Raw genomic sequence first — 18,419 nt, 5'->3', positions numbered from 1 at the left:
TACCGTAAACGACGGACAATCTTATCAAGGGAGACAGACAATGAAGACCACCATTAAAACACTTTTAACCACCTTAGGCCTCGCCTCCACACTCCTACTCACCGGGTGCGGAGAAAAAGAGCAAGCCGCTAGCGATGCCAACAGCATCACCGTGGGCGTGATGGCAGGCGAAGAAGCACAAGTGGCCGAGCACGCAGTAAAAGAAGCCAAGAAGTTAGGCCTCGACGTTGAGCTGATCACCTTTACCGATTATGTGTCGCCCAACGTGGCACTCGACGATGGATCGGTTGATGTGAATGCTTCTCAGCACAAGCCTTACTTAGATGCGCAAATCAAAGATCGCGGCTACGAGTTTGCGATTGCTGGCAACACCTTTGTGTATCCGATTGCGGCCTATTCTTACAAGCTAGATAGCGTCGAGGATCTACCAGAAGGCGGTAAAATTGCCGTGCCAAACAACCCATCGAACCTAGGCCGTTCACTGGTATTGCTTGAGCAACAAGGCATCATCAAGCTCAAAGAAGGTGCTGGCATCAGCGCTACCAAGCTCGATATCGTTGAAAACCCGAAAAACGTGGAAATCATCGAGCTAGAAACTCCACAACTGCCTCGCTCACTGGAAGATGTGGACATTGCCATCATCAACAATACCTTTGCCGCTGGCATCGGCCTAACCCCAAGCAAAGACGGCCTGTTTGTTGAAGGGAAGGACTCACCCTACGTGAACCTGATTGTAGCCCGCAAAGACAACGTAGACGCAGAGAACGTGAAAACCTTTGTAAAAGCCTACCAAACTGACGCGGTTTACAACGCCGCGATGGAAATCTTTGACGGGGCGGTGGTGAAAGGCTGGTAAGTCAACCGCTCGAAAAACATCAGCGCCCCGTTGGAGGCATCAAATCTCGTTACCATCGTTCGCAATAAAAACGATAGCAATAAAAACGCCACAATCACTTGTGGCGTTTTTTTTAATCATGGCGCACTGTCTTTTAACTTGCAGCGGTGACGGGAAGCACGCGTTTTAAAATATCCGCAAGCGTCACCACGCCAATCATTTCCCCCTCTTTACTCACCACCGCAAGCTGAACGCTGGCTTCACGCATGCGCGCTAGCGCTTCGTAGATGGGGGTGTTGGCATCCAAAACATAGGCATTGCGAGCGACATCGCGTGCAAGTCGGTCTGCCGGTTCGAGTAGCGTATCCCGGACGTGAACCACTAACGGCTTAAGCCCTTTGTTACCRAACACCAAAATACGCAGATGCCCTGACGACACGGCGACAGCGCGCACCTCTGCGACCGTTGCATGTTTATCAACATGAGCCATCACCTGTCCCTGGGTGACCAAGGTTTCGATCGCAATCGAGCTCAGATCGATCAACCCCGATAATTGTCGTTGAATCGCTGGTTGCAAGGTACCGACTTTGCCGGAGTGTTCAACCAATTGACGAATGGTTTGAATATCTTGTCCCCCTACCGCGGCGCTTTCTACTGGCTCAACCCCTGAGGCTTTCACCAAGCGATTGGCAATACGGTTGACCCAGCGAAGTAACGGACGTAACGGCCACACATAAGCACGCGAGACAACACCGATTGCCAGTGCTGACTTTTCTGGATGAGCAATCGACCAAGATTTCGGTGCCATCTCACCCACAACGAGGTGCAAAAATGTCACCACGAACAGCGCAAACCCGAAGGCCGCCGCATCAGCCGCCCAAGCGGGTAAGCCAACCGCGAGAAAGACGGGCCCTAACCATGCATCTACCGCCGGCTTGGTGACCGCCCCGAGTGCAAAGGTACAAAAGGTGATCCCTAATTGCGCCCCTGCCAGCATCAAGGTCAAATCATTCATGCCACGCAGCGCTGCCCTCGCCGACCCACTCTCAACCGCCATTTCTTCCAAACGATGTCGACGCGCACCCATCAAGGCAAACTCAATAATGACAAAAAAGCCACTCAATACAATCAAAGCCAGCGTGACAACACTAACCATCAAAGGATCAGTCATTGGTTATCCTCCGCAATGGGCTGCTCGATAAGCGTAACCCGCACTGACGTGGGGATATGTCGCTCGATGCTTAACACATCCACCTCAAGATGACGCACGATCGGCTGACTCTCCGCCAGTTCGGATGGATCAATCGGCAGCGAGATGGTCACCGTGTCCCCTACAGCTGGCAATGCGCCACATGCCGCAATCAATACCCCTGCAATGGTTTCGACATCGTCCCGCGGCAGAGCATAGCCAATCGCACGCTCCACTTCGTCGATGTGCACATCACCATCCATCAACCAGACATTGTCACTTTCAGGGATAACCGCCTCGGCATGATCACAATCATGCTCGTCGGTAATTTCTCCCACGATCTCCATGGCCAAATCTTCAATCGTTAACACACCAGCAAAGCCGCCATATTCATCAATCACACACGCCAGTTGATTGGTCGTGCGCACCAACTGATCTAGCGCATTTGGCAACGGCATTAATGTGGGGAGAACACTGGCAGGACGCATCACTGACGCCACGGTATCATTTGAATCCGCCTCTGTTTTCGCGAGGACGTCTGACAGGTGAACCACGCCCACAGGCGCATCATTATCATCAAGCACAGGATAACGGGTGTGGGCTTGCGCCATCAGCGCCAACAATTCGGACAGCTTGGTTTCTGGCGACACCCAATCAACTTGCGAACGCGGCACCATTGCATGCTCAACATCGCGCGCAGGAAAATCCAGGATCCGATCCATCATCAGTGACAACTCCACCGGCAAATCTCCGCTTTCTCGCGAGTCGGCGATAATATGGTGTAAGTCGTCTTCTGAGGCACTCATATCAAGATCATGCACCGGTTGAATCCCCACAATACGCAGCACCAGGTTGGCGGATTTATCAAAGAAACTGATGATCCAACCAAACACCGACATATAAATCAGTGTCGACCGCGACATCATACGCGCCATGGGTTCAGCATTGGCAATGGCTAAGTTTTTCGGGTAAAGCTCACCCAAAATCATTTGCACAATCATCGCCACCGCAAGCGTCGCCATGGTGCCAATCGCGATCCCCGCTTCCAGCGACAAGCCTAGTTGTTGCAATAAAACGCCCATCGACTCGCCGACCAGAGGCTCGGCAACAAAGCCCAACACCAAGCCGGTGACCGTGATACCAAGCTGCGCGCCAGATAACATAAAGCTCGTCCGTTTTGTCACCGCCAGCGCCCGTTTTGCCGACGCATCGCCCGTCGCAGCTAAGGTCGCAAGCTTTGCGCGATCGACCGCCATATAGGCAAACTCTTGCGCCACAAAGTAGCCATTAGCGGCAATAATTAACAAGATAAAGAAAAGACCGAGCAGGAGGGTAATCATAGGTTCAATCATGACTGCATCCTTTGTTGGTGACAACGTACCAGTGAAGGGGAGTGACAATCGACGCGTGTTGGATCCACAAAATATGCCTTATGTAAAAATAGGAATTGAAGTATATTCTGGTGATATCAATATAGTCTAGTTAATTTTTGTACACCCCACCGTCGCGCGTTTGGTAGCCAAGAGCGTCTGTGCTTTTTTTCAGGAAAATGGTGGGCTTAGCTTGACCCGGCCAGTGGCCGCTAGTCGGATGTCGTGGCATCGACTAAGTTGGAATACTGGAAGTGAAAAGAGGATTACCTCTAACGTGAAAGCGATAAACAACATCGTAATACTCGGTCTGCCTATCAGTTTCAGAGTTGAGTGATGAGAGTCATTCCATTGGATTCAGAGAGTTAGGTGACTGATTTTATCAACAACGCCATTCATCCTTCCTAACTGTAACGTCACGCTTACAAATTAATGTCATTGGATACATTTAATAAGTCGCTAATTACGCTAAAACACGTATAACAACAAAGACTATTAATGAGGGTTTTAGCTATGAAAAAAATAATTTTTCTATCCGCTGTAATCGGCTCTATTTTTTCACTCAATGCTTTTGCAGCACCAATCTCAACGGCAGAAGTTGAGCAGGCTCAAAAGGCTTGGGGGGCAGGCATTGTTGCAATCGGCAAAGCAAGCGACGCAAGAAAAGTTGCAATAGAGCATATAGAAGAGCTCTATGCTTTTGAAAGCGGAACAGTATTATTTAAACCGACATTAGCATCCGTTGATGTAGTGGTCAAGAAAAACTGGCCACCAGTTTATAGTTAATCCAGTATTTTTCCTCTGCCACGTTCGGACTCATACCGCTATTATGCTGATGTGGCCTAAGTTGGCTGTAATACCCGATTAAATATTTCAGTATATGCGCTTGAGCCTGCGAAAATGAACGGTAACCATAAGTCGGCACCCATTCTGTCTTCAAACTTCTGAAAAAGCGCTCCATTGGCGCGTTATCCCAGCAGTTACCACGGCGGCTTAAGCTTTGCTTTATTTGCCGTTTCCAGAGTGTCTGACGGAACTTACGGCTCGTATAATGGCTACCCTGGTCGCTATGAAACATCACGCCTTTAGGGCGTCCACGGCTCTCATATGCCATTTTCAATGCGTTACTGGTTAACGTGCTGTCCGGTGACAACGACATTGCCCAGCCAACCGGTTTTCGTGCAAATAAATCAATAACGACAGCCAGATAAGCCCATCGACTGCCGGTCCAAATGTATGTGACGTCACCACACCAAACTTGATTTGGTGCTTCAACGTTAAACTGTCGGTCTAAATGGTTCGGTATCTCAACATGTTCATCGCCTGTCTTCTTGTATGTATGGCTGGGGACTTGGCAGCTCACTAAGCCAAGCTTCTCCATCAGTTTACTGGCACGATAACGGCTTAGCGGGACATCTTGATCCGTCGCCACTCGCGCAATACTACGCGCGCCAGCAGAGCCTTCACTGTCGCGAAAGATCCTCTTGACCTTGGCTTCTTCCATGACTTTTTGGGCACATACCGGCTTTTTTGAACGTTGTTGCCAGTGACGAAAGCTGCTGCGATGTACGCTAAATACTTGGCACAGTTTGTTAACTGGATAGCTCGTCTTGAGTTTCTCGATTATCGAGAATTGTTCAGAGAGTCGGACATCAAGAGAGCGGTAGCCTTTTTTAAAATGTCATTATGCTCCTCAAGGCGCGCCAGCTTTTTCTTTAGCTCCCGAATTTCAATTTGCTCTTGTGTGATGGGGGAAGCATGAGGCGTAACGCCTTGTTGCTCTTGTCTCAGTTGTCTTACCCACTTGTCCATGGTGGATTTGCCCACGCCCATGGCAGTAGCTGCTTCGATAATCGTGTAGTTTTGTTCGAGAACAAGCTCAGCGGCTTCACGTTTAAATTCAGCGCTGAAAGTACGTCTTGTGCGTTTGGTCATGGTTTCACCTGTCATGCTATGAGGCGTATCTTAACACCTCTAATCAGGTGGCCAAATTCACTATGCCACTACAGCCAAATTCACTATGCCGCCCATGGCAGTAGCTGCTTCGATAATCGTGTAGTTTTGTTCGAGAACAAGCTCAGCGGCTTCACGTTTAAATTCAGCGCTGAAAGTACGTCTTGTGCGTTTGGTCATGGTTTCACCTGTCATGCTATGAGGCGTATCTTAACACCTCTAATCAGGTGGCCAAATTCACTATGCCACTACAAAGCGCCTCACTATAAATTAGTGATGTTCCGCTCCCCCGCCGGCTATGGCAAAACAACCATGGCCGCACAATGGCTGGCTGATCAGTCCCATGTTGGCTGGTTTAGTATTGATGACAGTGACAATGATAGCTTCCGCTTTATTAACTACTTGTTACAAGCCCTGCATCAAGCCACGCAAGAAGGCTGCGCAAACACCATTAAGCTTGCTGAGAAGCGCCAATTCTCATCGCTTCGTGCACTTTTATCCGATGTGTTTGCCGAGTTAGCGAATTTTCATGCTACCAGCTATCTGGTATTGGATGATTATCAGCTTATTGATAACGAAGAAATCCATGAAGCCATGCGTTTTTTCATCAAGCACATGCCGGATAACCTCACTTTGGTCGTCACTTCACGAGCCAACCCGCCATTGGGCACCGCGAACTTGCGTGTTCGTGACTTAATGATCGAAATCGGGAACGAATTACTCGCCTTTGATAACGAAGAGACCACCCGCTTTTTTAATCAACGCGTGGCCAATGGGGTCGATGAGTCAACCGCCAATGCCTTGTGTACCTACGTTGAAGGTTGGCCGTCAGCATTGCAACTGATTGCGATTCAAGCACAGCACCAAAAGCGTACGCTCATGCAAAGCGCGGCCTCGTGTGCCAGCTTTAACCATGCCCACCTTTGGGACTATTTAGCGGAAGAAGTGTTTGATTTACTTGATACTGAAACCCGTCAGTTTTTGATGAAAGTGTCGGTATTAGAAATGTTCAACGATGAATTAGTCTATGCCTTAACGGAGCGCGATGACGCGTTGGGGATGCTGGAGTCACTGAATCGCTACGGTTTATTTATTTATCCACTCGAAGGCGACAACAACTGGTTCCGTTTTCACCATTTATTTGCTGAATTTCTCGCCCATGAGCGCCAAGCTCGGATCCCACAGCAGCAACAAACACTGCATCGGCAAGCGGCCTTAGCTTGGCTCAAGCTTGAATCGCCACATCAAGCACTGCGCCACGCACGTTATGGCGAGGATGATGCCCTGTTGGCAGATATCCTGAATCAATATGGTTGGCGGATGTTTAACCGTGGGGAGCTATCGACCCTCGAAGCGGCTATCAGCAAGCTAAATAACGAGTACTTGTACCAGTATCCGAGTTTAAGCCTACTTCGAGCTTGGCTTGCACAAAGCCAGCATCGCTATCATGAAGTGGGTGAGCTATTAGCAAGTGCAGAAAAAGCCTATCAAGCTCGCGAAATACCGCTCGACATTGATTATCAAGGCAATGCCAATGCGCTACTTGCACAGGTGGCAATTAATGCTAACGACCCAGAGCGGGCCATGCGCCTGGCTGAAAAAGCACTTGAGCAACTAGATAGCGCCAATTACCGTGGCCGTATTGTCGCGACATCTGTCGTTGGCGAGGTGAACCATGTGCTCGGCGAGCTCGATCGTGCCTTATCGATGATGCAACAAACGGAAAAACTCGCTCGCCAGCACCAAGTGTATCACCAGGCACTTTGGGCAATTTTACAACAAAGTGAAATTCTTCTGGCACAAGGCTATGTGCAAGCGGCATTTGAGCTGCTCGACAGTGCCGATCAACTCATTGAAGATCAGCAATTACACCAAGTTCCTTTACATGAATTTGCTTTACGTCTTCGCGCACAAATTCTTTGGTGTTGGAACCGTTTAGACGAAGCCGAAGCCTGTGCCTACAAAGGGCTCCAAGTGCTAGAGAATCAGCCCCCGAGCATGCATTTACACAGTTATTCCATGCTCGCTCGCGTCGCGGTCAGCCGCGGTGAACTCGACAAAGCTGCCAAGCACATTGAGCATATTGAGCATCTATTACGTGAGTCGGTTTATCATGTCGATTGGACCGCTAACGCGTCTTTATCGTTGTTACTCTATTGGCAAGCCAAACACGAGCTTCCTCATACGGAGGAGTGGCTCCATCAAGCCGTTCGCCCCGCATCGGCCTGTAATCACTTTAGCCAGCTTCAATGGCGTAATATCGCCCGGGCGCACCTCCATCTAGGTCAGTATGATCAGGCTCGCCAAGCCATTGATTTTCTCCGTCGCGAGGCGAACCAAGCCAATCTCGTGACAGATAAGAACCGAAATCTTATCGTGGAAGCGGTGCTCGCCAGTAAAGAGCATGAAACTGAGTATGCGAAAATGCAGCTTCAAGAAGCGCTTTTACTCACTAATCAGACGGGTATGATGGGTAACTTTTTAATTGAGGGTGACGCTATCTCATCGCTGTTGCATGCATTGATCGAACAACAAGCGCTTGGCGCGTTAGAACGTCATCGTGCACAACAGTTACTGAAAGAAATCGCCAGCCATCAACGCTCTCGCTCAACCCACTTTGATGAAGCCTTTGTCGAAAAACTGGTGAAGCATCCAAACGTTCCTGAATTAGTACGAACCAGCTCATTGACCCAGCGGGAGTGGCAGGTACTTGGCTTGATTTATTCAGGATTCAGTAACGAGCAAATTGCTCATGAACTGGATGTCGCCGGGACAACCATTAAAACCCACATCCGTAACCTTTATCAAAAACTCAACATTGCCAATCGCAAAGAAGCGGTCGTCACCGCCGAAAACCTCTTGCAACTGATGGGCAATTAACCTCGCACCACTACGCCCTCAGAGATTTCTGGGGGAGTAGTTATTATTCCGCCTCAGCCTACATTTTGTGATACTTTGTTGAATTATCAAAAAATTTTCTCATCGATGTACTGAGTTATAACGCGATCACAGTTGGTGCAATTCACTTCTCAGTAAGCTTGACCTCCCTACAAAGCATTAAAGGTCAACCTGATGAATTATCCGTTAAAAAAACATCCTCTTGCACTGCCTTTTACGATTGCCTCGGCGATTGTATTAACAGGCTGTCAATTGAATGACGATAACCCTAATGTTGATACCAGCCCAACCCCCAGCGCTCGTGATGCGGGCACCAGCGATGCCAGTGTGCTATTTGCTGACGCCGATACCCTGCTCACTCATCAAACCAACGCCACCTCGCTGACCTTGTATTATTCCGCTGATGGCACGATGCGCTATAACCCGGACACACAGCAGGTGGAAAACGCCACCGCGAGTGTCGAATCTACCCTTGCCACCCGCGATAATTGGCAGGCATCGTTTCCCCATTTGCAAGGTAACGTCAAAGGGTTCGATTTTGATTTTGTTTCCGCCAATGTTGCGCTGAAGCAATGGCTCAAAGGGCAGCTTCTCGCTATCGCCAAAGAGGGTGATACCGTATTAACCGCAACCGATGTGCAACCGGCCCGCGCGCTCGATGCCTTGTATGCAGAACACGCCGAAAAACTTAACTTTGGTGCCATTCCTGACGCTGGACACACTGAGTTTCGTCTCTGGGCTCCTACCGCACAGCAAGTGTCACTCGTGCCTTATCAAGCTGCTAGCGAAGAAGGCGCGCCAAAACAGCGCCAAACGCCCATTAAAATGGATTTCGACGCCGAGTCGGGAAGCTGGCATGTCGCCACCACTGCGCTAAACCACGGAGACTATTACCGTTATCAACTGTCGGTCTATCACCCTGCTACGCATCGTATCGAGCGTCTCGAAGTCACGGATCCTTACTCACATAGCTTGTCGACCAACTCAAGCTATTCACAGGTGGTCGATCTGAATGCATCAGCGCTTAAACCCAGTGGTTGGGATACGCTGAGTGCGCCTCACTCGCAGCAGAATCCCGCCAACGGTGTGATTTATGAGGCGCACGTGCGTGATTTTTCCGCGCTCGATCAATCTACTCCCCAAAACCTGCGCGGTAAGTACCTTGCTTTTACACAAAACACCACTGAGCCGGTCAAACACGTAACCGCGCTTGCGCAATCTGGAGTCACTCACTTGCACCTGCTCCCCGTGTTTGACATTGCCTCCATCAACGAGGACGCGGCACAGCGTATCGATGTCATCGACCGCTTCTCCGCGCTATGTGACAAAGCACCCTCGCTAAAAGATACCCCGAGGCTGGCCAGTGAGTGCGACAACAATCAAACCATCCAAGCGGCCTTAACGGATTTAGCCGCCCAAGACAGTGCTGATACCCCCTATGTGCAAACGGTAATGGCGGCGATGCGTCAATACGACAGCTTTAACTGGGGTTACGATCCTTTCCATTACACCGTGCCCGAAGGCAGTTATGCCACCGAACCTGAGGGCACCGCGCGTATCCTCGAGTTTCGTAAAATGATCATGGCGATTAAACAGAATATCGGCATGAATGTGGTGATGGATGTGGTCTACAACCACACCCACCAAGCAGGTTTAGGGCCCTATTCTGTGCTAGATAAAGTCGTGCCTTGGTATTATCAGCGCCTTAACCCCGTCACTGGCGACGTTGAGCAATCCACTTGCTGCTCAAATACCGCGCCTGAGCATCGCATGTTTGCCAAACTGATCGATGACTCAATTGCCACCTGGGTCAAAGACTACAAAATCGATGCCTTCCGTTGGGACTTGATGGGTCATCACCCGTTGGCCCAGATCGAGCACACACTTGCCGTTGCCCGTGGCATCAACCCAGATGTGTATTTCTATGGTGAAGGCTGGAACTTCGGTGAAGTTGCCAACGATCGCCAGTTTGTCCAAGCCACCCAAGCAAACCTGGCAGGCACAGGTATTGGCTCATTTTCTGACCGACTTCGGGATGCGGTTCGTGGCGGCGGTCCATTCGATGGCGGCGAATACCTACGCAAAAACCAAGGCTTTGGTAATGGTCAATGGGTCGCCCCCAATGATTTACAACAGCAAAACAGCGGGGAAAGAGCCAGTGCCCTGCATAATGCCGATCTAGTTCGTTTGGGTATGGCGGGTAACTTAAAAGATTTTCAGTTACAAATTGCCAATGGTGATGTCGTGCGCGGTGACGAGGTTGATTACAACGGTCAACCGGCTGGCTACGCGCAAGATGCTTGGGAGGTTCAAAACTATGTCTCCAAGCACGACAACCAAACCTTGTGGGATAACAATCAATACAAATTCCCTTACGCCATGCCACTCGAGACACGCGTTCGTGCCCAAGCCGTGTCACTCTCCACTGCACTGCTGGGACAAGGGGTGCCTTTTATTCACATGGGCAGCGAACTGCTTCGTTCAAAATCCATGCAGCGTGACTCCTACGACTCAGGCGATTGGTATAACCGCGTCGACTTTACTCAACAAACCACGCAGTGGGATCAAGGGCTGCCGCGTGAAGATAAAGACGGCTACAACTGGCCAACGATTGAAACCGTGATTGCCAACCACAACAGCGAGGCCAAACCAACACCACAGGCAATCAGCAACATGGACAGCTACTTTAATGAGCTGGTGGCACTACGTATGTCATCAGGGCTGTTCCACTTAGGCCAAGGCAGTGTGATCAACCAACGTGTCAGCTTTCACAACACGGGCTCCTCACAAATCCCCGGGTTAATTGTGATGCAGCTTGATAACAGTGGCAGTCTGCACGACAGCACAATTGATGCAACGCGTGACGGGGTTATCGTCGCGATCAATGCCTCAGGCGCGGCGGTCAATACCTTTGATAACATCAACGCCACCGGCTATCAGCTTCACAGCTTACAAGCCAATGCGGGCAACGGCTCGATCGCTTATAACCAACAGGCCGCTCACGTAACCAACGGCAAACTCACCGTACCCTCTTGGTCCGTCGCCGTGTTCGAGAAACCTCACCAACCTTAACCATTAATCGGAGTCTCCGGGGGGAGTTTTGCTCCCCCTTTTTTAATCAGCTCTATCCCGCGCGATTCATCTCGGTATAATGCAGCCTTTAGCTTTTTATCGATGAATGGCATTATGATCAAGAATCTGGTCTCCACCTATCTGAAAGGGATCGCAATGGGCGCCGCTGACGTCGTTCCTGGCGTATCTGGCGGCACCATCGCGTTTATTACTGGCATCTATACACTATTGCTGGAAAGTATTCGGCGTATTACCCCGAGCTTGTTCTCGCTCTGGCGGCGCAAAGGCTTTAAGGCCGTATGGCAACACATCAACGGCACCTTTTTGTGTGTGTTATTAGCCGGAATTTTAAGCAGTATCGCAGGTTTAGCGAAGGGCATTAGTTGGATGCTGGCCAACCATCCCATCCCTCTGTGGTCTTTTTTCTTTGGTCTTATTATTGCATCAGCATTGCATATCGCCAAACAGCTCCCCGCCCCTAAAATCACGCTAAGAACGGTACTCGCCGCGCTTATCGGTATCGGCTTTGCGTATTGGATCACCGTCGCTAATCCGTTGCAATTGACAGCCAGCCCGCTCACCGTCTTTTTATCCGGCGCCATTGCCATATGCGCCATGATTCTACCTGGGATCTCGGGCAGCTTTATACTGTTACTGCTCGGCATGTATAGCCCGATTCTAGACGCGGTACATCAAGGCCAATGGGATATGCTCGGCTTACTCGCCTTGGGTGCCATCGTCGGCTTATTGAGTTTTTCTCATTTACTGTCCTGGTTATTAGAGCGTTTTTATGCAGTAACACTCGCCTTCCTTACCGGTTTAATGTTAGGCACATTGGGTAAGATTTGGCCTTGGAAACATACTCTTACCTGGCGGACTAACTCATCAGGTGAACAAGTCCCTTTGATGCAAGATAACCTTCTACCGGGCGCGTACGAGGCAATCGTGGGACATCCGGCACAAGTTGGCCTCGCGGTGATTGCCATGATTACGGGCTTTGTGCTGGTATTGCTGTTGGAGCGCTTCTCGCCTAAACAGGACTAAACCATGAATGTTTCATCCTCACGCATGCCCGTGAGTCGCCGTTTATTGATCCCTGCCAGTATCATTATGCTGGTGGCGCTTGCGTTTTTTACGCCAACTTGGCTAACCACTTTTGTTGAAAGTGAAAACAGCCCGGCATCCGCATCAACACACTCATCCATGCTAACAGATGCGTGCGTGCTCAATCAGCAGACTTGCCAATATAAAGGCTACCAAGCATCACTCGCTGAGCCGACGGTGCGCCCTATGAATACAAATAGACTGACGGTCATCAGCCCCGAACCACTCGAGCGAGATACCTTACTGGTCAAGCTCAAAGGCGTGGAGATGAACATGGGTGAGTACCGGCTTGCGCTCAAAAAAACCGATGAGCAAACCTACCAAGGAGAATTAATGTTGCCCGTCTGCACAGAAGATAGCATGACATGGGTAGGCACGATTACGCTTGATAACAAAGCAAAAAACCATTTCCCCATTAAAGTACGCATGGAGCGATAATGAGTAAAAAAGCTTGGCTAGTCGCCATTATTGCCATTTGTGTTGGCTTAGGCGCACGCGCCCTTTATGACAATTACCAACAAACACAACAACAAGCGCAAGCTGGCGCGTTGCAGTCCGATGGGCAGCCTTTCAACCTATATAATGTTGACGATCCCCGACCAAGGATTGTTTATTTCGGCTACACCCATTGCCCTGATGTATGTCCAACATCACTTGCGGTTTTGTCGGCGGCATTAAAGTCGCTGCCAGAGTCGACGCAAAAGGCGGTATCGCCTGTATTTATCACGCTGGATCCAAAACGTGATACCAGCGAAAAAGCCGCCGAGTATGCGCATTTTTTCCATCCTCTAATCACAGGCGTCAGCGGCTCCAAGGCGCAAATTGATCAACTTGCGAAACGCTATGGTGTGTTGTATCGCATCACCGAGCTGGAAGACTCCGCCATGGACTATGCCGTTGACCATAGCTCCTTTTTTTATTTTCTCTCACCGAACGGTGAACTCGTAGAGAAAGTCCCTCACACCTTAAATCCTGAGATGCTGGTTGCAGCCATTGAGCGGGTGACTGAACAAAACAAGGAATAGCAATGACATCATTCAAATCTTTTATTGCCGCTATCGCTTTTATGGTTGCCCCATTGGTGCATGCCCATGGTGAGTTTTTTATTCATGATGCCTATGCGCGTGCCACTGCACCTGGCGCACCAAATAGCGCCGCTTTCATGGTGCTCGATAATCAAAGCAAGGTGTTAAAACGGGTGGTGAGTGCGAGCACACCGGCGGCAAAACGGGTAGAGTTGCATGAGCATGCAATGATAGATGGCATGATGGAAATGCGACAAATTGCGCAAATCCTAGTGCCTGAAGGCGAGCAAGTCACATTAAAGCCAGGTGGCCTGCATGTGATGCTCTTTGACTTGGTAAAACCTTTAGAGGTTGGGGAACATATTTCACTGAGATTAACCACCGCTGATGGCCACACGCTAACCAAGCAAATTCCGGTAAAAACCGTCATGGCTGGCATGAAACATCACAGCGGTAGCGAATAAGAGGCAGTAACGGCGGCCGCAAGATTGCACAAAAAACAGCCAAAAAAGGCGAAAGCGGTCATCTCGTGTTAACTGCGTCAAGGTATGATAGCTAAGTGAAGGGTTGGCAAGCAAAATCTCTTGTTAGCGTCTAAGATTAGGTGTGATCACGTTTAAGCGTGATACTTCTAACGTTATGACGATTTTAAACAACAGTCGAGGTTATCTATGAAAATCCGTCCAATGGCTCTAGCTGCGGTCGTATCAAGTGTTTTATTGATGGGCTGTACCAATACCACCGCATTACAACAAAGCGTCAATGATTTATCAGCAAAGGTCGACGCGCTCTCCAATGACGTTTCAATGATGAAAAATGACGTTAGTGAGACGAAAAACACATTAGGCATGGCCTATGATGAAGCCAAACGTGCGAATAAGCGCATTGATAATATGGCGCAGTCATACACAAAATAAACTTTTAACAACGCTTACTCATCGTTGAAATAAATAGACGCTAAATCGGTAAGCTATCTTAATAAACGGCGCACGATGCGCCGTTTGTTATTTTTTGACTCCCGGGCGATTAACTGACGGGACGAGCGTATCTGCTTGAGACGTTGATTGTTGTTCTATCTGTCGCCAGATTTCCTGTTGTGCTGACGTGAGAGAAGCAACCTCAATCGGGAGCCCCTCTTGTACCACTAAAGCCGCTCGGTAACGCTGTGTTGATAGGCCAAAGTGCTTAAATAAAGATAAAATCCTTGGATCCGGTGCTCGGGTGATGCGTTTATCCGCCTCATCAGGCGTATCAGAGAGCGGGCGATGCGCCTCAACCATTACACGTCCATCAGGCTCAAGACTCACTTTGGTCGGTGTATCAATAATACGCACAGGCGTACGAACATCCACGGCATCAAATAACCAAGCAATGTCATTCGGCCGCAAACGAATACAGCCTGCACTGACCCGTAAGCCAATCCCAAACGATTTATTGGTCCCGTGGATTAAATACTCACCATGCCCATAACCCAAGCGTAACGCATGTTTACCCAGGGGGTTATCAGGGCCGGCGGGTACCACATCGGGCAAGCTGATTCCGCGCGTTTGTCGGTATTCATCTTTAATGCTCTGAGGCGGGGTCCATGTCGGATTTTTTCGCTTTTGACTAATGAAGGTATCCATTTTTGGCGTATCTCGCCCAATCCGTCCAATACCAATGGGAAAGATATGAACACGCCGACGGGTGTTTTTCTCTGTTGATGAAAGAGGCTCTCCGGTTTCGGTAACCGCGGCATCCTGCGCGGGAAAGTAATAAAGGCGAAGCTCAGCCAAGTTAATCACAATCCCTTCATGGGGCGGTTTCGGCAATAAGTACTGCTGAGGTAAACGTATCAAGGCGCCCGCTTCAGGTAAGTAGGGATCCACACCCGGGTTCAGCGCCAATAGCGCTAAAAAACCGACATTATACTGTTTGGCAATGGCTTCAAGGTGTTCACCCTCTTCAACCTGATGTGTTTCAAGGGATCCGACTAACCGACTTCCGTCCGTGGGTAACAGGTAACTCGCAGCCTGTCCAGTGGGTATATAAAGTATCCACAGCAGCAACCCTACCCGTGTCGAGAGCCGAATCATTGGCCCACGCATCGATAGGCAGTGACTAAAAATAAACACGCGCCCCAGCTGCTCCTTGATATTCACGCTTGGTTTTCCTCTCAATACCGATGACACCCGTCTATCTATCAATAACTTTAAACCCCTGTTTTTCACCAACCTAACACCAAATAGGCTCGCAACAAAAAGCAAATTCTTGCCGGGCCTAGGTGCTGCGAGCCGGTCGTTAGCCGCTGGCGTAAAATGGTATACGATGAGAAAGTGCGCACAAAGTAGCGTTTCTCGCTGATTTTTTGGGTGATTTAAGTGATATACTGCATACTTTGAACAGGGCGATTTGGCCACAAACGCTGTGTCGATGTTTTGGTAGGAGTAAAACGTTTTTGTTAGATGATCTGGTCTCGCTGGCACTGCGCCAGTTTCAGCAAGATTGTGTCAAGCTGTGCGAACATCACTATCCGACAGTTCACAATCGAGGCATGCGCGATACGCATATGGGTAAAGCGTTAGCGCGTCGCTTGATGCGTGTGCTTGAAGCGCATGATAGACCGGCACAGTTTCATCTTCTCGACGACACTCGCCCTCATAGCCAGACCGTGTACAAACTCCAGTTAGATGACAGCGCGATTTATATCCTTGCGCACCGCTTACTTAGTGGCAATAATGCCTGTCGAGACGCGTTAGTTCGTGATGTAGCTTGGCTACTCAACAACGGTATTACTGACCCTTCTGAGCCTGGACGCGTGATCATTGTGAGCGATCACTGGATTGACCGGACGAACGCGAGTAAAGCCGTTCCCTCATGGTGGTTAGGCCACCAGCCCATTCATGCCGATGCCTATCGAGCGCAAGGTATTCGCCTCGTAACTGCAACCACTAGCCTCTCAGATGCCATTTCTCCCCTCGGATTAACCGAAGGACGCTATCGTATCTTTCATCCTCTATTTCGGATAAAAGACAGCCTACCACTGCACAAATACTTGCTCATGACAGCGACTTTTTCGCTTGGCATCGAAGAGCACACGACGGTTTAACCGGGCTTGTGCCATATCGATTTAAAGTCAAACCACCCCACGGCATTAGACGCGACATCTTGTAAATCTGGCGTCGCCATGACTCCCATCCAAATATGGAATAACGGGATCATCTGGTGTTCAACCAGGCAACGCGCCAAAGTTTCAGCACAATGATCATCTTGTGTTTCACGCCAACGTTGTGTTTCTGTCTCTATCTTGGTAACAAGCGCATCCGTACAGGCATGTAACACCAAATCATGCGTACCAAGCCAGTTGAATAACCCAACCTGTCCGCGCTCACCGAAGCTCATCGCGCCCAACCAAATATCAATTTTGCGACTGTAACGACCACTAAAATATTCCGCCGGAGATAGCGCTAAAACATTCACCGTGATGCCCTCTTCAGACAAATGTTTGGTTATGGCTTGCGCAATCAACGGGTATAAGGGGTGGTCTGATAAATACGCGACTGTCAAAGAGGTCGGGCCCGGCGCGGTCAGCTCACGCTCTGCTTGCACATAATGCATCCAGCCTGGCATTAATCCATACGCGTTGAATAATCGATACTCCCCCATGCCGTGCGCGGCTAAGCGTGGTAGCAGTTGCAGCGATGACAACTTGGCGTGTAAGTATTCTCGCCACGCTGGCTGTTTGGCGAGCCCATCGCGACAATTAAGCAACAGATATCCGGCCCCCTGATCCATTTCGAGTTTTTGACTCAACGTCGTCTGATGACTTGCCAGTCGCTCGGGTGTGAGCGTGGTACTTGGTGTGAGATAACACATGGCTGCTTCGTCGAATACCATAATTTGGATCTCATCGGTCAGTGCGCGATAGCCAAAGTAATCGTCAAATGCTTCCAGCACCAAACGATGCGCTTGCCGTTCAGCCACGCGATACGGGCCTGTCCCCACAGGCTGATAGGCAAATTGCTTATCATGATCACAATCAGCAGGGAGAATTAAAGCTTCAGGGAGGGTGAGCGCATGATCGAAAAGAGGATCCGGGTAAGAGAGGTGAATATCAATCATTCTTGGCCCAGGTGATGTCACACTTGCCACATGGGCGAAAAAGCGCCGAGTCGCGAGGTTGGAAAGACTAGCAATGACATCATGCTCCGTCATCAAGCGCCCATCATGGAACCGGACACCCGGTCGTAAGTAAAAGCGCCATTGGCTTGCGGATATGGCATCCCAATGATGCGCTAAATCGGCAACGACAATGCGATCATTGCCCCGATAGCGCACTAGGCCGTTAAATATTTGTCCCACCAAGTGCTGTTCTGAGCGGCGCAGTGGTCCACGTGGATCAAGTTCTTCTAATTGACGGTAATAAGGCAAACGCACAATTTGACGGCCATTTTGCGTACTCGGCCCCATTTGCTTTTGAATCAAGGTGACCAGCTTGGTGGAATCGTGATCCAAGCAGGCTAAAGCCTGATCGATTTTACCTTGTGTAAGCCATTGCGCCGCCTGCTCTTCGCGCAATGCCGATTCACTGCGTAAAAAGGTTAAACGTGACAACTTGCCTCGCCCAACAGACGGTTGCCATGTTAACCAACCATGCTCCTCTAACTTACTCAAGACCATCCGCGCATTGCGCCGCGTGCACACGAGGATATCGGCGATCGCTTGTAACGCTGTATCTGTATCTTCGCCGTTAAAGTGGTGATAAAGGCGGGTAAATTGTGCACGCAGTCGCTGACCAGACATAAAAGAGGAACTCAATCATCGCAATAAATGGGATTTCTATTTCCTATTTTACGCAACTCAGCACATGACGTCTGCTCATATTTAAATCACTCACACTTAAGCTGTGATCTCTAGCAGGCTATATTGGCGGGCATTGGCGAGGGGCGGTTTGTTCTAGACGCCGACTCGGTTATGATACGTTTCCTTTGTAG

General features: G+C 49.6%; 15 protein-coding genes and 1 pseudogene. 10 read left to right on the top strand and 6 right to left on the bottom strand.

The window, feature by feature from the left end; translation table 11 throughout:
• Positions 1–40 precede the first annotated feature (40 nt).
• Complete coding sequence (gene metQ / locus BZG77_RS11645; protein WP_077647358.1) at positions 41–856, top strand: methionine ABC transporter substrate-binding lipoprotein MetQ; 816 nt, start codon at positions 41–43, stop codon at positions 854–856.
• A gap of 133 nt (positions 857–989) precedes the next feature.
• Here the strand turns inward: metQ and BZG77_RS11640 are convergent, their stop codons facing one another.
• A complete protein-coding gene (locus BZG77_RS11640; RefSeq protein WP_077647357.1) occupies positions 990–2,006 on the bottom strand; it encodes a CNNM domain-containing protein in 1,017 nt (338 codons plus the stop codon).
• Positions 2,003–3,376, bottom strand: a complete 1,374-nt coding sequence (locus BZG77_RS11635) for a hemolysin family protein (protein WP_077647356.1) — start codon at positions 3,374–3,376, stop codon at positions 2,003–2,005. The genes BZG77_RS11640 and BZG77_RS11635 overlap by 4 nt, the downstream gene beginning before the upstream one ends.
• Before the next feature lie 531 nt (positions 3,377–3,907).
• Between BZG77_RS11635 and BZG77_RS11630 the strand changes: the two genes are divergently transcribed.
• Positions 3,908–4,180: a hypothetical protein gene (locus BZG77_RS11630; protein WP_198532416.1), complete on the top strand. Its 273-nt coding sequence runs from the start codon at positions 3,908–3,910 to the stop codon at positions 4,178–4,180.
• Here the strand turns inward: BZG77_RS11630 and BZG77_RS11625 are convergent.
• Both BZG77_RS11625 and BZG77_RS14755 read right to left on the bottom strand, forming a co-directional pair.
• A protein-coding gene (locus BZG77_RS11625; RefSeq protein ID WP_443216241.1) for an IS3 family transposase occupies positions 4,149–5,329 on the bottom strand; the annotation gives its coding sequence in 2 pieces (ribosomal slippage) (positions 4,149–5,071 and positions 5,071–5,329; 1,182 coding nt in all). The genes BZG77_RS11630 and BZG77_RS11625 overlap by 32 nt on opposite strands.
• 93 nt (positions 5,330–5,422) lie before the next feature.
• Positions 5,423–5,527, bottom strand: a pseudogene (locus tag BZG77_RS14755) (transposase); the annotation flags it as partial.
• An 18-nt stretch (positions 5,528–5,545) separates the two neighbouring features.
• On the opposite strand from BZG77_RS14755, the gene malT reads away from it, so the two are divergent.
• The 7 genes from malT (at position 5,546) to BZG77_RS11590 (ending at position 14,363) form a co-directional block, all read left to right on the top strand.
• Positions 5,546–8,227, top strand: coding sequence for an HTH-type transcriptional regulator MalT (gene malT / locus BZG77_RS11620; RefSeq protein WP_077647355.1), 2,682 nt, complete (start codon positions 5,546–5,548; stop codon positions 8,225–8,227).
• Positions 8,228–8,419: 192 nt separating this feature from the next.
• A complete protein-coding gene (gene pulA, locus BZG77_RS11615) occupies positions 8,420–11,317 on the top strand; it encodes a pullulanase-type alpha-1,6-glucosidase (RefSeq protein ID WP_077647354.1) in 2,898 nt (965 codons plus the stop codon).
• Positions 11,318–11,431: 114 nt separating this feature from the next.
• Positions 11,432–12,361: a DUF368 domain-containing protein gene (locus tag BZG77_RS11610; protein WP_077647353.1), complete on the top strand. Its 930-nt coding sequence runs from the start codon at positions 11,432–11,434 to the stop codon at positions 12,359–12,361.
• 3 nt (positions 12,362–12,364) lie between these two features.
• Positions 12,365–12,859, top strand: coding sequence for a hypothetical protein (locus tag BZG77_RS11605; protein WP_077647352.1), 495 nt, complete (start codon positions 12,365–12,367; stop codon positions 12,857–12,859).
• Positions 12,859–13,446, top strand: a complete 588-nt coding sequence (locus BZG77_RS11600) for an SCO family protein (protein WP_077647351.1) — start codon at positions 12,859–12,861, stop codon at positions 13,444–13,446. The genes BZG77_RS11605 and BZG77_RS11600 overlap by 1 nt, the downstream gene beginning before the upstream one ends.
• Positions 13,447–13,448: 2 nt before the next feature.
• Complete coding sequence (locus tag BZG77_RS11595; RefSeq protein ID WP_077647350.1) at positions 13,449–13,910, top strand: copper chaperone PCu(A)C; 462 nt, start codon at positions 13,449–13,451, stop codon at positions 13,908–13,910.
• A 207-nt stretch (positions 13,911–14,117) separates the two neighbouring features.
• On the top strand, positions 14,118–14,363 hold the full coding sequence (locus BZG77_RS11590; RefSeq protein WP_077647349.1) for an LPP leucine zipper domain-containing protein: 246 nt from the start codon (positions 14,118–14,120) through the stop codon (positions 14,361–14,363).
• Between the two features lie 87 nt (positions 14,364–14,450).
• On the opposite strand, the gene BZG77_RS11585 is transcribed toward BZG77_RS11590, so the two are convergent.
• The gene (locus BZG77_RS11585) at positions 14,451–15,521 is read right to left on the bottom strand and encodes a L,D-transpeptidase family protein (protein WP_077647379.1); all 1,071 of its coding nucleotides are present in this window, start codon (positions 15,519–15,521) and stop codon (positions 14,451–14,453) included.
• Positions 15,522–15,883: 362 nt separating this feature from the next.
• On the opposite strand from BZG77_RS11585, the gene BZG77_RS11580 reads away from it, so the two are divergent.
• Positions 15,884–16,534, top strand: a complete 651-nt coding sequence (locus tag BZG77_RS11580; RefSeq protein ID WP_077647348.1) for a hypothetical protein — start codon at positions 15,884–15,886, stop codon at positions 16,532–16,534.
• Here BZG77_RS11580 and BZG77_RS11575 read toward each other — a convergent pair.
• The gene (locus BZG77_RS11575; RefSeq protein ID WP_077647347.1) at positions 16,531–18,228 is read right to left on the bottom strand and encodes an SgrR family transcriptional regulator; all 1,698 of its coding nucleotides are present in this window, start codon (positions 18,226–18,228) and stop codon (positions 16,531–16,533) included. The genes BZG77_RS11580 and BZG77_RS11575 overlap by 4 nt on opposite strands.
• Positions 18,229–18,419 lie beyond the last annotated feature (191 nt).

The sequence above is a fragment of the Salinivibrio sp. IB643 genome (assembly GCF_001996105.1).
In the GTDB taxonomy this organism is placed as follows: domain Bacteria; phylum Pseudomonadota; class Gammaproteobacteria; order Enterobacterales; family Vibrionaceae; genus Salinivibrio; species Salinivibrio costicola.
The sequence above is the reverse complement of the archived record's forward strand: the minus strand, read 5'-3'. Positions and strand labels throughout refer to the sequence as shown.

Coding starts and splice junctions, on each gene's coding strand:
- metQ (WP_077647358.1), top strand. CDS start 41: ATGAAGACCACCATTAAAACACTTTTAACCACCTTAGGCCTCGCCTCC.
- BZG77_RS11635 (WP_077647356.1), bottom strand. CDS start 3,376: ATGATTGAACCTATGATTACCCTCCTGCTCGGTCTTTTCTTTATCTTG.
- BZG77_RS11630 (WP_198532416.1), top strand. CDS start 3,908: ATGAAAAAAATAATTTTTCTATCCGCTGTAATCGGCTCTATTTTTTCA.
- malT (WP_077647355.1), top strand. CDS start 5,546: ATGAGGCGTATCTTAACACCTCTAATCAGGTGGCCAAATTCACTATGC.
- pulA (WP_077647354.1), top strand. CDS start 8,420: ATGAATTATCCGTTAAAAAAACATCCTCTTGCACTGCCTTTTACGATT.
- BZG77_RS11610 (WP_077647353.1), top strand. CDS start 11,432: ATGATCAAGAATCTGGTCTCCACCTATCTGAAAGGGATCGCAATGGGC.
- BZG77_RS11605 (WP_077647352.1), top strand. CDS start 12,365: ATGAATGTTTCATCCTCACGCATGCCCGTGAGTCGCCGTTTATTGATC.
- BZG77_RS11600 (WP_077647351.1), top strand. CDS start 12,859: ATGAGTAAAAAAGCTTGGCTAGTCGCCATTATTGCCATTTGTGTTGGC.
- BZG77_RS11595 (WP_077647350.1), top strand. CDS start 13,449: ATGACATCATTCAAATCTTTTATTGCCGCTATCGCTTTTATGGTTGCC.
- BZG77_RS11590 (WP_077647349.1), top strand. CDS start 14,118: ATGAAAATCCGTCCAATGGCTCTAGCTGCGGTCGTATCAAGTGTTTTA.
- BZG77_RS11585 (WP_077647379.1), bottom strand. CDS start 15,521: ATGATTCGGCTCTCGACACGGGTAGGGTTGCTGCTGTGGATACTTTAT.
- BZG77_RS11575 (WP_077647347.1), bottom strand. CDS start 18,228: ATGTCTGGTCAGCGACTGCGTGCACAATTTACCCGCCTTTATCACCAC.